Consider the following 13,303-nt stretch of genomic DNA (forward strand, 5'->3'; position numbering starts at 1 on the left):
AATCGGAGAGATAGACCATGAACAGGTTACAAATGCTGCTGGCGGCGACGGCGATGACCGCCGTATCCGCTGCTTCGGCCTCTGCACAGGAAAGCCGCCCCAATATCATCGTCATTCTGGTGGACGACATGGGGTTTTCCGATTTGGGGGCTTTCGGGGGTGAAATCCGGACGCCGAATCTCGATGCGTTGGCCAACAAGGGGGTGAAGTTCACGAACTTTCACGCCACGCCGGTGTGCGCGCCGACGCGGGCCGAACTGCTCACCGGGGTGGATCACCACCAAACCGGGCTCGGCAATTTTCCCGAACTGCGGCAGGACAACCAGATCGATAAGCCGGGATACGAAGGCTATCTGAACGATCGCGTCGCCACGATTGCCGAACGGCTGAAGGATGCGGGCTACTATACGTTCCAGTCGGGCAAATGGCATCTGGGCTATGACCCGCACGCCAATCCGGCGGCGCGCGGTTTCGATCGGTCCTTCACTCTCTTGGGCGGTGGCCACAATCATTTCGGCGCCGATCAGGATCGCCAACGGCCTGACATGCCCAATGTCGGCCTGGTCTATACGCTGGACGGCAAGCAAGTGCCGATCCCAGCGAACTTCTATTCGAGCGATTATTTCACCGGGCAGTTCCTGTCGTTCCTGCCCGCCGCAAAGGACAAGCGACCGTTCTTCGGCTACCTTGCCTTCACCGCGCCCCACTATCCGATCCAGGCCCCGCCCGAGGATATCAAACGCTATGCGGGCAAATATGATGCGGGTTACGATGTCTTGCGCCAGCAGCGGTTGCAGCGGCTCAAATCCCTGCGCATGATCCCGGAAAACGTCGTCGCCCACGACCAGTCTTCTTCCAGGCGTTGGGCCGATCTGACGCCGGAGGAACAGCGGATCGAAGCGCGGACGATGGAAGCCTACGCAGGGATGGTCGACAGGCTCGATCAGAATGTGGGCAAGCTGGTCGCCGAGCTTAAGAAGCGGGGTCAGTACGACAACACCGTGATCATGTTCCTGTCGGACAACGGCCCGGAAGGGCACGAGCTGGATCAGTCCTTTATCATTCCGGAAGCGGGCAAGGCCATGCTGGCCGGGGCCGACAACAGCCTGGAGGCCATCGGTTCGGCCAAGTCCTACGTCTGGTACAAGGCGAACTGGGCCGAAGCGGGCTCCGCCCCGTTCCGCCGCTACAAGTCCTTCCCGACGGAAGGGGGGACCCGTGTCGTCTCGTTCCTCAGCTATCCGAGGCAGGCCCGCACGGGGATCGAGCCGAGCTATCTGTCGGTGCGTGACGTGGTGCCCACACTGCTCGATCTGGCGCAGGTGAAGCTGGACAAGCCTGCCGAGTTCAGAGGTAAGCCGGTAATCGCACCGCAGGGTATTTCCTTCGCCCAGCGGATCAAGCCCGGTGCTCCGCCGCCGCAACTGTCGCCTACTTTCGCCGCTGGGGAAATGTTCGGCCGCCGCTATGTCCGCGAAGGGCGCTGGAAAGCCGTGCATATCCCGCCGCCGACCGGCAGCGGCCATTGGGAACTGTTCGATATCGAAGCCGATCCGGGTGAAGTGAACGATCTGGCGCGCAGCAATCCCGAACAGCTCGCCGGGATGATCAAGGGGTGGAACCGCTACGCCACCGAAAAGGGCGTCGTGCTGCCGGTCATTCCGGGGAATTGATGCAAAGGGCGGTGGGCAGACACCTGCTCCCGTGACGTTTCAAAAAAGAGGCGCGCCACGAAAGTGGCGCGCCATAAAAGGGGGGAGAGGGCAGATGAAGATTGCTCTCAATCTGCGCGGGGCCTCCTATAGAGGCTGAATCCGAACCCCAGATGAACATAGCTTCATAAACCGGAGCATTCTGTCGGAATTCTGTTGGAAAATTGCGCTCTGTGAGCATCTTGCGTGTAAGAGGCGATTTAATCGTGCATCCGACGCAGAATTTTATCCCATCCTAAGGATTCACGCAAAACCGTGGGTTGAATGGTTGCGCTCTGGCGCTTAGGCGTTTTGGAGCCGTTCCGTAATTCGGTGCGGATTCGAAGAATCACGGCCAAGTGATTTGGCAATGCCGCGTAATGATGAAGGAAATGCCCTTGCAACCAGATGCACAGGCTCGCGAGACGTTAATTACTCTGACGTCCGATATTGTCGCTGCACATGTCAGCAACAACAACGTAGCCATTGATGAGGTTCCGGCTCTTATCGAGAACGTATTTCAGGCGCTGGCGGGCCTCGGTGAAGAACATGTCGAGGAAGAAGCCCCGCTGGAGCCGGCCGTTTCGATCCGCGCGTCGGTTCGCCCCGATCATGTCACCTGTCTTGAATGCGGCAAGAAACTGACTTTGCTCAAGCGTCACCTGATGACCGATCACGGTCTGACGCCGGATGAATATCGGCAACGCTGGAATCTGGCGGGGGATCATCCGCTGGTTGCTCCCAACTATGCGATGCAGCGCCGCGATCTGGCAGTGAAGATCGGCCTCGGCCACACCGACCGCCCAACCGGCGGTTCCAAGGCTGCGCCCGCACCCGCAGCACCTGCCCCCGCAAAGGCGAAGGCCAAGCGCGGACGCAAGCTGGGCTTGCGTTTCAACGGCGGGGATGGCGGGAAAGCGTGACTCTGCCGGGCTAGGCCCGGACACAGTTTCGCACATCCGAAGAGGGGGTGCCGGCTATGCCGCGCCCCCTTTTGCATTGCTGCTGCAACGGCCGTGTATGCATGGATCATGGCGGGACAGGCCAATGTGGCCATAACGATCGCATCACACCGGTTGACAGCGCATCACGGGCGTTGATGAATAGCGCAGCCGGGCGTGGCCGAACGGAACGCACCCGGATGGGTAGAGAAACGGACAAGACCTGCAGGCGGGCGCGTTTCGTAATCGGGAGGGAACGGCTCTTGCGCACGGCTTTCATAGGACTGGGCAATATCGGCGCCCCCATGGCGCACCGTCTGGCTGCGGCTGCCCCGCAAACCATCGTGCACGATGCCGTGTCCGCGGCGATGACGGGGTTCGAAGGCGTGGCGACCCTCGCATCCAGCCCGGCCGCCGTGGGGGAAATGGCTGAACTGGTTGGTGTCTGCGTGCGCGACGATGCCGATATCCGTGCGGTGGTGGACGGCCAACAGGGCCTGTTGCGCACCATGCGGACAGGGATCATCGCAGTCCACAGCACGGTGCGCCCGTCCACCGTGGTCGATCTGGCCGCTCGCGCGGCCGATCACGGGGTGAGCGTGATCGATGTGGCGGTTTCCGGCGGCGCGGATGGTGCGGCCAAGGGGACGCTGACGGGGCTGGCCGGCGGGGACGCCGCATTGATCGCCAAAGCGCGCCCTATGCTGGACACCTATTGTTCCGATATCATCCATGCCGGAGAAACCGGCAGCGGCATGGCGTTGAAGCTGTGCAACAATCTGGTGACCTACATCGAATTGAGCGCAGCCCTGGAAGCTTATCGGCTGGCCGAAGCGCTCGATCTCGATCCCGATATGCTCACCGGGGTGATGACCAACAACGGCAATCTCACCCCGGCGATGCGCCAATATATTGCCTTTCGCCGTACCGGTCCGGCGCAGATCGGTGGCGAGGCTTTCATGGCGACGCAGAAGGCGCTGATCGCACTCGGCAGCAAGGATCTGGAACTCGCCGGAGAAGCGGCTGCGGAAACGGGCACGACGATAGAAGTGACCACCCATGTTCGCGCGCATTTCGAACGAATTGTGATGGAGGGTTTGCAGTCATGACCGGGTTTGCCGATTCCCTGCTTTACATTGATGGCGCACTCCGCCCGGGCGGACAGGGGCGGATGTACGACAATGTCGCCCCGACCGCAGGCCGCCCCGTGGGCCGGGCAGCCGATGCCGGTGCGGAAGATATGGAAGCCGCCATCGCCGCGGCCCGCCGGGCGTTCGATGAGAGCGACTGGGCGCACGATCATGCTGTTCGCATGCAATGGATGGACCGGTTACAGGCCAGGCTCGCCGACCTGATCCCCGCCTATCGGGAGCGGATATCGGCGGAAACCGGGGCGACGCTGGCGGTGGTCGATTCGGTCGGCCTCGCCGTGCCGGTCGAAATGATGAAATGGACTATCGATCTGGCGCGCAATTACAGATTCGAGCGCGATATCGGAATCAGTACGACCATGGGCGTGCCCAGCCGCCGCCTGGTGTTCAAGGAAGCGGCTGGTGTGGTCGGCGCGATCACGCCGTGGAACATGCCGGTGCAGATCAATCTGGCGAAGCTGACGGCAGCGTTGGCCGCAGGTTGCACCGTGGTGCTGAAACCCGCCCCTGATACGCCATGGTCGGCGATGATGATAGGCGAAGCGGCGGCTGCCATCGGCCTGCCCAGGGGTGTGCTCAATGTGGTGACGAGTGCGGACAAATCGGCACTGGGCGAACAATTGGTGCGGGACCCGCGCGTCGATGTGATTTCCTTCACCGGTTCCACCGCGGTCGGCAAGCGGATCATGGCGGCGGCTTCCGCCACGCTGAAGCGGGTGTTTCTGGAACTGGGCGGAAAATCGGCCAATATCGTGCTCGACGATGCGCAATTCCCCGATGCGCTTTATGGCGCGATGACCGTCTGTTTCCATGCCGGGCAGGGCTGTTCGCTGCCGACCCGCATTCTCCTGCCGCGTGCGCGGTATGAGGAAGCGGTGGCAATCATCCGCCAGATGTACGAGGCGATGCCATTCGGCGATCCGGCCAATCCGCAACAGTTCATGGGACCGGTCGTCTCCAAGGCGCAGTTCGAGCGGGTGGCGGGCTACATCAAGCTGGGGCAGGACGAAGGGGCCCGGCTGGTAACCGGCGGCGTGGCCGAAGGCATGGATGGCTATTACATCCGCCCGACGCTGTTCGCCGATGTGACGAACGACATGCGTATCGCGCAGGAGGAGATTTTCGGCCCCGTCCTTGTCGCCATCCCCCACGATGGGGATGACGATGCGGTGCGGATCGCAAACGATTCCGTCTATGGCCTTGGCGGTGCGGTGCAGTCGTCCGATCCCGACCGCGCGCTGGCAGTGGCGCGGCGCATCCGAACCGGATCGCTCAACATCAACAGTGCCAACATGTTCGGCGCCGATGCCCCGTTCGGCGGTTACAAGCAGAGCGGGATCGGCCGCGAAATGGGCGTGGAAGGGTTCGAGGAGTACCTGGAAACCAAGACCGTGGCGGTGGAGGCGCAAGGGGCATGAGCGCTGAAGGCAAAGTCGTGCTGGTGACGGGCGGTGCGCGCAACATGGGTTTCCATGCGGCGGCGGGGCTGGTCCGGCGCGGGGCGAAAGTGGCGATCCTCGCACGCGGACGCGAAGCGGTGGAAGAAGCGGCGCAGGCGCTGGGCGGCGATGTGCTGCCGATCGCGGCGGAGGTGACCGACCCGGCGCAGATCGCCGAGGCGCTACGTCAGACGGCGGAGCGTTTCGGCGGGATCGATGGTATCGTCAACAACGCCGGTGTCGCCTATCCCAACGCGATCGAGAAGCTCGACGAAGCGCAAGTGCGTGAGCAGACGGCGGTCAACTTTCTCGCCCCGATCTTCGCCGCGCGGGCGGTGATTCCCTATCTGCGCCAGCGCGGCGGTGGGCGGATCGTCAATATCTCCTCCGCCACCACGCGGGCGCCGGGTTCGTTCGGGCACCTTTCGATCTATGGCGCGACCAAGGCGGGGCTGGAATATTTCACCGAACAACTGCGCCACGAAGTGCAGAAGGACAATATTGCTGTCACCTGCTTCATTCCGGGCGATACCAGCACCGGTTTCGGCCGTGCATGGGCACCGGAAGCGGTGCAGGCCGCCTATGCCGACTGGCTCGACCAAGGGCCGTACTGGAACGGCATGATGCCGGTGGAAGTGGTGGGGGAAGAAATCGCCCATATGTTCGATCTGCCGAACAATGTGACATTCGAAGTCACGATGCTCCGCCCGGTCGGGCAACTCCCGAAGACACTGGAGGGGGAATGAACACACGCTTCGGCCTGAATGGGGAGGGGCGCCAATGCCTCTCTGCCTGACATATCCCGAAGGGGCTGCGTTGATTGCTGGCGGGACAGGCCGTGTCGGCGAAGGGACGATGCGGCGGCTGGTCGAAGCCGGGGTGCCGGTGGTCTTTACGTACAACCGCAGCGCGGACCGGGCGCAAGCATTGGAAAGGGAGCTGTGCGGGGCCGGACATGCTGTTCATGCCGTGCCGATGTCTTTGACCGACGGGGCCAGCATCGATGCGGCTATCGCAAAGGCGGAGGAAGTGGGTGGCGGGCGTATGCACACCGTGATCTCCGCCGGCGGGCCGCTGATGCCTTTCGCCAAGATCGCCGATGTGGACGAGGCGGCGCTGGAGCGGTTCATCGCCGAAGATGCAATGGGCGCATTCCGCCTGTTTTCGCGCTGTGTGGCGGCCATGCGGAAAAGCGGGGGCGGCTCGCTCACCGCCTGCACTACCATCGCCAATTTCCGCGTGGTCGATTACGATGGCGTATCGCCCGTCTCCAAAGGGACAGTGGAGGCTCTGGTGCGTCAGATCGCGGCGGAGGAAGCGGATGCGGGCATCCGCTGCAATGCGGTGCCGGTTTCGTGGGTGTTCGATGCCACCGCAGAGGAGCAGATCGCGCAGATGGAGGGCTTGCCCGAGCCGGGGCGCAGCCACGTTATCGCGTTGATCCGCCAACTGGATACGCAGACCCGCCTGCGCCGCCCGGCCACCATGCTGGAAGCAGGAAACCTGTTCGCTTTCCTCGCTTCCGATCAGGCAAGCTATATCACGGGGCAGAGCATCCGCCTCGACGGCGGCTTCAGTCTGTAGAGCATGCCTTTCCGCAGGGCCGCGCAGCTATCGCAGTGCGCGGCCTTGCGCGGGCGTTATTGGGCGGATTGACCGAAAGCGGTTTGCGTCTGTTCGCCGAGGCCCACGACCTTGCGCACGCCTTCTTCGCTCACTTCGTCCATCAGGAACGAGAGGCGGCGCGATTTGCTGCTGGAGAGCAGCCATTCGCCGTTCACTTTGCGGAACGTGTCCTCATAAGCGGTGGCGAGTTGGATCAGCGTGCGGGCCTGCTTGTCGATCTGGAAGAAATAGAGATCGAACAGGCCGGTGGCGGTGTCCGGCCCGGTCAGCGTGATGATCGGGTTCTGCATGTGATGCATGTCCAGCACATGCGGCACGCAACCGAACTGCGTGTAAAGCGCGACGAAGTCTTCCGGATTGTCGAACACCGGGAAGCCTTCGAAATCGATCGTGGCGTCGTCGGTGAAACACTTGCGCACTTCGGCGGGCTGTTTGCGGTCGCAGGCGCGCAGATACCGGACCTTGACATCGGTGATCGCCGCAAGGTCTTCCATCGCCTGGACACGCCGTGCGAGATCGTTCAGGTCAACGCTCATTCTTGTCATCTCCTTGTTTCCCGCTCCGCTCATACGCTGCGTCGGTGAGAAATCCACCGTGGTGCGCATGGAACGCGGCAGGGGCAGGGGATTTTCATGCCGCTTCGCGGTGGATGCCAAGCCTTCCCGCTTGAGAAAATGGCCGCACTTTCGAAATATGGCCATCGTCTGCTGCTATCTGGCCGGATAGCGGGCACGGGCAGCGACTGCACGCGCCATTTGATCTCGACACCGCTTCTCCGGGCGGCATAAGAATAGCCGTCAAACAAAATCGGGTTAGGATGTGTGATGGATTTTGCCAGACATGAAAGTCTGGTCAGGGTCGACACCGCACATGTGGTTGCGGAACTGATCAGGCACCCTGAAGAAACGAAGCCGGGCGAAGTGTTCCGCGAACCGATGCACGTGGTCGCGCTGCAGCATCGGCAGCCGTCCTACACTTGCCAGGGCCGCTATCGCGTGCCGAACGTGCGCCCCGATTTCCAAAGCATCGGCCGCCTGCTGGTGCTGCCGGCGGAAGTGCCGCTGGAAGTGTGCACGCTGGAACGCCCGGATGAGGTGGTACGCTGCATGTTCACGCAGGAAGTGCTGGAGGAATATGGCGGTGACGGCCATATCTTCGACGGCAATGTGTTGTCGTCGCTGCTCAATTTCCGCCATCGCGGGATCGAGGATATTCTCGGTATTCTGGGCAACGAATTGCGTGCCCCCGGTTTCGCCAGCAATGCGCTGGTCGAATCGCTGGGGATGACGCTGCTGATCCAGTTCGCACGCTATGTCCGCGAATTCCCCAAGGGCGATATCGTCTATCGCGGCGGGCTGTCGCGCCGCCATATGCGGATCATCACCGAAGCGGTGGAAGGCGGCACGCGTTGCCCGTCCTTGTCCGAACTCAGCGATCTCGCCGGGGTCAGCTTGCGCCATCTGACGCGCAGTTTCAAGGAATCCACCGGCATGACGGTCTATGCCTATATCGAACAGGTACGGTTCGAAAAGGCGCGGGCGCTGCTTGCTGATACCGATCTGCTGGTGAAGGATATCGCCTATCGCCTGGGCTTTTCCTGCGCCAGCAGTCTTTCGGTCGCTTTCCGCAAGCTCGCCGGGGAAACGCCGCAGGATTACCGCCGGCGGGTGGGACGTTCGGCGAAAAGCAGGGCGGCGCACTGACGGGTGAAAGAACCGCAGACTGGGAGAAAGATAGCATGACAGGTCTGGCCGTTTCCGATCGCGACCGCCCGCTTTACGATCCGTTCGATTACAGCCTGCATGACGATCCCTATCCCACTTACCGGCGGCTGCGGGATGAGGCACCCGTCTATCACAACGCGAAATTCGATTTCTATGTTCTGTCGCGTTACGAGGATTGCAGCGCGGCGGTGCGCGATTTCAAGACTTTCTCCAGCGCGCAGGGAACGACGCTGGAAAGCCTGAAAGCGCAGGTCCAACTGCTCATCAATACCGATCCGCCGGTGCACAGCCGCATGCGGCATCTCATCGCGGGCATGTTCACCCCGGCCAAGGTCGCCCCGCTGGAACAGGCGGTGCGGACCATGGCGCGCGAATTGCTCGCCCCGCATCTGGCCGATGGGCGGATCGACATTATCGGCGATTTCGCAGCCAAGCTGCCGATGGCGATCATCTGCAAACTGCTGGGCTTTCCGCGCGAGGATGAGGATCGACTGCGCAATCTGACCGATACCGTGGTGCATCGCGATGAAGGCGTGTTCGCCATGCCCGACGAAGGGATGCGGGCGACGCTTGCGCTCTATGAATATTTCAACGCCGATATCGCGGAGCGGGCACGCGGCGCCCGGCGGGAAGATATCGTCGCTTCGCTGATGGATGCGCAGGCGGCTGGCAAGCTGACGCACGAGGAACTGATCGGCTATATCTACATCCTGTCCATCGCCGGAAACGAGACCACGACCAAGCTGATCGGCAACATCTGCTATCAATTGCACAGGCATCCAGATCAGGCGGCGCTGCTGCGCGCCGATCCTACGCTGATCGAATCCACGGTGGAAGAAACCATGCGGTTCGACGGCCCCACGCAGATGATGGCGCGAACCACCACCCGCGATGTCACTCTGCATGGGGTGACGATCCCGGCCCATGCCAAAGTCGCGTTGCTGTTCACCAGCGCCAACCGGGACGAACGCAAGTTCGAACGGGCGGAAGAATACGACGTGCGGCGCAATCCGCGCGATCACCTGGGCTTCGGCGGCGGATTGCATGCCTGCCTTGGCGCGGCGCTGGCTCGGCTGGAAGCCCGTGTGGCAATGGAGGAAATCTTTGCCGCGCTGGGCGAATTCACTGTCGATGAAACCACGCTGGAACGGATGCATTCGCCCAATGTGCGCGGGCTGACCCGCGAAATCCTGACTTTCACCCCCAAGGAAAAGTGACCGCCGCATGCCCAAGGTAACCTATCGCCCCGCATCGGGCGATCCGATCACTGTCGATGCCTTCGCCGATATGACGCTGATGGAAGTGGCGCTGTGCAACGATGTGCCCGGTATTGTCGGGCTCTGCGGCGGCATCTGTTCCTGCGCCACCTGTCATGTCTATGTGGACGAGGAATGGGCCGACCGCCTCCCCGCGCCGAGCGGGGAGGAGCAGGATATGGTGGAAGGGCTGGACAAGCGCCGGGCGAATAGCCGCCTGGGGTGCCAGGTCATGGTGACCGACGCGCTCGACGGGCTGGTGGTGACGGTCGCGGAGGCCGAGTAACCCCGGCTATTCGCCCGATGTCCCTCGATGCGCAGCAAGGGCGCGGCCCAGTGCGGCCGAGAAGCCCGCCATCCGGGGGTGGCCGACATAGTTGACCATGAATACGCGGATTTCCTCCACCTGTTCGACAGTCAATTCCCCCTTTGCCAGAGCGGCGCGAATCTGGATTTCGGCGATATCGGTTTCGCCCAGGGCAATCACCGCGCCAAGGATCAGCAGGCGGCGCTGGGCAATGGTCAGCACATCGCGGGTCCAGACTTCACCGAACAGATGGTCAATCGTGTTCTGGACATAGGCACCTCGGCTTTCGCGCGGGGGTAGGGGGACAACGCCGCCATAGACAGCGTCGAACAGGGCTTCGCCCCGGGCGGTGCGATCCTCTTCCCCGCTCATGCAGAAGCGGCCTTCTGCAGCAGGGAATCGAGATCGATCATGCCCATGGCCATGCCTGCGGTGAAGCCGCCATCGGCAATGAAATTGGTGCCGTTGACGTAGCTTGCGCCGTCCGAATTGAGGAAGATCAGCGGATAGGCCTGCTCCGCTGAGGAGGAGCGGCGGTTGATCGGTGCGGTATAGACGTCGATAATCGCCGGGCTGGATACGGCTTCGAAATCCTTGGTCATGCCGGACTGGGTCGGGCCGGGGCTCAGCAGATTGAGGCGGATGCCCTGCCCGATCAGCGTTTGCGCGCGCCGCATGCCCCACACGATCGCCGCTTCCTTGGCAAAGGCGTAGGGATCGCCCAGTTCGGGCAGATGCTGTTCCGCCCAGGCGAGACCGGTGTCGTAATCGGGCGTCTGGACGAGTTCGGTTACCGTGGGCAGGCGCAGGACATAGCCATTGCCCGCCGTGGACGCGATGATGGCCACCGCCCCGCCGCGCCGCATTTTGGGCAGAGTCTGTTCGACGAGATAGCGCGCGCTGAGGAAATTGACCTGCACCACTTCGATGCCGGGGAAAGTCTGCGGCAAGCCCGCGCAATAGAACAGCGCGTCGATCGGTCCATCGATCCCGGCCAGCGCGGCGTCGATATCCGCCCGGCTGCGCAGATCGCAAAGGGTGAAGGAGGCGAGGTCCACCGGCGAAGGCTTGATGTCGAACCCGTGCACTTCACCACCCAGGCGGATCAGTTCGCGTGCGGTCGCTTCACCGATACCGGAATGGCAGCCGACGACGAGGCAGCGTTTCCCTTCGTATGACCACAGGTCCATAACTACTCTCTCCCGATTGTTTGGCCGAACGTATCGCAAGCAGGGGCCGATTCAAGCGGGAGTGCGCGTGGAGGCTTTGGCGATATGGACATTTAGCGGGATATCGCGGCATCCTCCGTTGCCCCCCATGCGCGGAGTAACCTAACCGGGTGGGAGTGGCGGTTGTCCGCGATGTGTCGAGACTTGGTAGTGCGCGCCAGCGATGGCGCGATAGGAGAAAGATGACGATGTCGGTTGCGGCAAAAGCGCGAGAACTTGGGCTCCAGATCGAAGATCCGCTGGTGATTGCCGATCCCGATAGCCATGCCTGGGACGAAACGGCCGATCTGGTCGTCGTCGGGCTGGGTGGGGCAGGTGTCGCGGCGGCGCTGGAAGCGGTGGAGCGTGGCGTCAGTGTGATCGCTGTGGATCGCTATGAAGGTGGCGGATCGACCGCGGCCAATGGCGGTGTGTTCTATGCCGGGGGCGGCACCGTGATCCAGAAGGAGGCGGGGGAGGAAGACACGCCCGAGGAGATGTACAAGTATCTCAAGATCGAAGCGGGCGATGTCGTTTCCGATGCCACCTTGCGCAAATTCGTGGCGGAAAGCGTGCCGACGATCGACTGGATTCTGGAGCACGGCGGCAAGTTGCAGGGCAGCGTGTGGAAAGAGAAAGCCTCTTATCCGCCGCTCGACAAGTTCCTCTACCATCCGGACAACACGCTGGTATCGAGCTATCGCAAGCGGGCGAAACCTGCCGCGCGCGGCCACCGTGCATTCGTGCGCAACGGCAAGAAGGCGTGGGGATTGGGCGCGGCGATTTACGATCCGCTGCGTGATTCCGCGTTGAAGCAGGGCCTTGTGTTCCATCGCCATTCGGAAGCGCGGCAACTGGCGGTGGACAGCACCGGCCGGGTGGTCGGGGTCAAGATCCTCTCGATCCCCAAGGACAGCGCCGATGCACGCAAGTTCAGCCAGTATATCGCGCGGGCGGACAAGTTCCTCGCCATGCTGCCGCCTGCCTTACCGTTCGCGGCGATCACCATCGGCATCGGCAATCACTACTTGAAAAAAGCCATGGCGATCGAAGCACATGGACGGGAAACCCGCTGGATTCGCGCCCGCGAAGGGGTGTTGCTCAGCACCGGCGGCTTCATCATGAATCCGAAAATGGTGGAAGAGCATGCACCCGATTATGCCAAGGGCATGCCCAACGGCACGCTGGGCGATCAGGGTGCGGGCATTTATCTCGGCAAGTCGGTGGGCGGGCAGACCGCATTGATGGGCAAGATCAGCGCATGGCGCTTCATCAACCCGCCCAAGGCATGGGCCAATGCCATTGTCGTCAATCGCAGGGGCGAACGCTTCATCGATGAAACCGTCTACGGCGCCACGCTGGGCGAACATATCGGCGATCATCAGGGCGGTGTCGCCTACGTGGTTTACGATGCGGCAGCGCGCAAGGCGGCTTTCAAACAGGCGATGGACCCGGTGCTGGTGCCGTTCCAGCGAGATGTGACGCTACTCAACCTGATTTTCAATTATCAGAAGGCGCCCACTGTCGAAGCGCTGGCGCAAAAGCTCGGTTTCGATGCCGCGACGTTGAAAGCAACCATCGACACTTACAACCGCGCGGCGCGCGGGGGAGTGGACGATCCGTTCGAGAAAGACCCGGCGGATATGAAACCGCTGGAGCAGGGGCCATTCTACGCCATGGACATTTCGGTGGCGAGCAAGTTCCTGCCGCTGCCGGTCATTTCCTTCGGCGGTCTGCGGATCGAGGAGGAAAGCGGGCTGGTGCTCAACCGCGAAGGCAAACCGATCCCGGGGCTCTACGCAGCCGGGCGCACGGCGGTGGGGATCGCTTCGCAGACCTATGTCAGCGGGCTGTCCTATGCCGATTGCGTCTATTCCGGCCGCCGTGCGGCGCGCCATGTCGCCAAGGCGAACCTCTGAGAGACGAGCAGGCGGGGCCGATGCTGTTTGCACCGGCCCCC

Annotated in this window: 13 protein-coding genes; 10 read left to right on the forward strand and 3 right to left on the reverse strand. The window is 62.3% G+C overall.

What is annotated here, in order from left to right; all coding sequences use genetic code 11:
* Window positions 1-17: 17 nt before the first annotated feature.
* From K5X80_RS05210 to K5X80_RS05235, 6 genes are all read left to right on the forward strand, one after another.
* The gene (locus tag K5X80_RS05210) at window positions 18-1,673 is read left to right on the forward strand and encodes an arylsulfatase (protein WP_222559785.1); all 1,656 of its coding nucleotides are present in this window, start codon (window positions 18-20) and stop codon (window positions 1,671-1,673) included.
* A 410-nt stretch (window positions 1,674-2,083) separates the two neighbouring features.
* Window positions 2,084-2,614, forward strand: a complete 531-nt coding sequence (locus K5X80_RS05215) for a Ros/MucR family transcriptional regulator (protein ID WP_222559786.1) — start codon at window positions 2,084-2,086, stop codon at window positions 2,612-2,614.
* A 281-nt stretch (window positions 2,615-2,895) separates the two neighbouring features.
* Window positions 2,896-3,741, forward strand: coding sequence for an NAD(P)-dependent oxidoreductase (locus K5X80_RS05220; RefSeq protein WP_222559787.1), 846 nt, complete (start codon window positions 2,896-2,898; stop codon window positions 3,739-3,741).
* Window positions 3,738-5,201: an aldehyde dehydrogenase family protein gene (locus K5X80_RS05225; protein ID WP_222559788.1), complete on the forward strand. Its 1,464-nt coding sequence runs from the start codon at window positions 3,738-3,740 to the stop codon at window positions 5,199-5,201. Before K5X80_RS05220 ends, K5X80_RS05225 begins: the two co-directional genes overlap by 4 nt.
* Complete coding sequence (locus tag K5X80_RS05230) at window positions 5,198-5,968, forward strand: SDR family oxidoreductase (protein WP_222559789.1); 771 nt, start codon at window positions 5,198-5,200, stop codon at window positions 5,966-5,968. Before K5X80_RS05225 ends, K5X80_RS05230 begins: the two co-directional genes overlap by 4 nt.
* 34 nt (window positions 5,969-6,002) lie before the next feature.
* A complete protein-coding gene (locus K5X80_RS05235) occupies window positions 6,003-6,806 on the forward strand; it encodes an SDR family NAD(P)-dependent oxidoreductase (RefSeq protein ID WP_222559790.1) in 804 nt (267 codons plus the stop codon).
* A gap of 56 nt (window positions 6,807-6,862) precedes the next feature.
* Here the strand turns inward: K5X80_RS05235 and K5X80_RS05240 are convergent, their stop codons facing one another.
* Window positions 6,863-7,384: a nuclear transport factor 2 family protein gene (locus K5X80_RS05240; RefSeq protein ID WP_222559791.1), complete on the reverse strand. Its 522-nt coding sequence runs from the start codon at window positions 7,382-7,384 to the stop codon at window positions 6,863-6,865.
* A 288-nt stretch (window positions 7,385-7,672) separates the two neighbouring features.
* Here K5X80_RS05240 and K5X80_RS05245 point away from each other — a divergent pair, with 288 nt between their 5' ends.
* Genes K5X80_RS05245 through K5X80_RS05255 form a run of 3 tightly spaced genes read left to right on the forward strand, consistent with a single transcriptional unit; the run spans window position 7,673 to window position 10,114 of the window.
* Window positions 7,673-8,551: a helix-turn-helix domain-containing protein gene (locus K5X80_RS05245; RefSeq protein ID WP_222559792.1), complete on the forward strand. Its 879-nt coding sequence runs from the start codon at window positions 7,673-7,675 to the stop codon at window positions 8,549-8,551.
* A gap of 35 nt (window positions 8,552-8,586) precedes the next feature.
* Window positions 8,587-9,789, forward strand: a complete 1,203-nt coding sequence (locus tag K5X80_RS05250) for a cytochrome P450 (RefSeq protein ID WP_222559793.1) — start codon at window positions 8,587-8,589, stop codon at window positions 9,787-9,789.
* A 7-nt stretch (window positions 9,790-9,796) separates the two neighbouring features.
* Window positions 9,797-10,114: a 2Fe-2S iron-sulfur cluster-binding protein gene (locus K5X80_RS05255; RefSeq protein WP_222559794.1), complete on the forward strand. Its 318-nt coding sequence runs from the start codon at window positions 9,797-9,799 to the stop codon at window positions 10,112-10,114.
* Between the two features lie 6 nt (window positions 10,115-10,120).
* On the opposite strand, the gene K5X80_RS05260 is transcribed toward K5X80_RS05255, so the two are convergent.
* Together K5X80_RS05260 and K5X80_RS05265 are read right to left on the reverse strand one after the other, a co-directional pair.
* Window positions 10,121-10,507: a carboxymuconolactone decarboxylase family protein gene (locus tag K5X80_RS05260; protein ID WP_222559795.1), complete on the reverse strand. Its 387-nt coding sequence runs from the start codon at window positions 10,505-10,507 to the stop codon at window positions 10,121-10,123.
* On the reverse strand, window positions 10,504-11,325 hold the full coding sequence (locus K5X80_RS05265) for a coniferyl-alcohol dehydrogenase (protein WP_222559796.1): 822 nt from the start codon (window positions 11,323-11,325) through the stop codon (window positions 10,504-10,506). Before K5X80_RS05265 ends, K5X80_RS05260 begins: the two co-directional genes overlap by 4 nt.
* A 221-nt stretch (window positions 11,326-11,546) precedes the next feature.
* On the opposite strand from K5X80_RS05265, the gene K5X80_RS05270 reads away from it, so the two are divergent.
* The gene (locus tag K5X80_RS05270; RefSeq protein WP_222559797.1) at window positions 11,547-13,262 is read left to right on the forward strand and encodes an FAD-binding protein; all 1,716 of its coding nucleotides are present in this window, start codon (window positions 11,547-11,549) and stop codon (window positions 13,260-13,262) included.
* Window positions 13,263-13,303: the final 41 nt, after the last annotated feature.

It is taken from the genome of Caenibius sp. WL (assembly GCF_019803445.1).
Lineage (GTDB): Bacteria > Pseudomonadota > Alphaproteobacteria > Sphingomonadales > Sphingomonadaceae > Caenibius.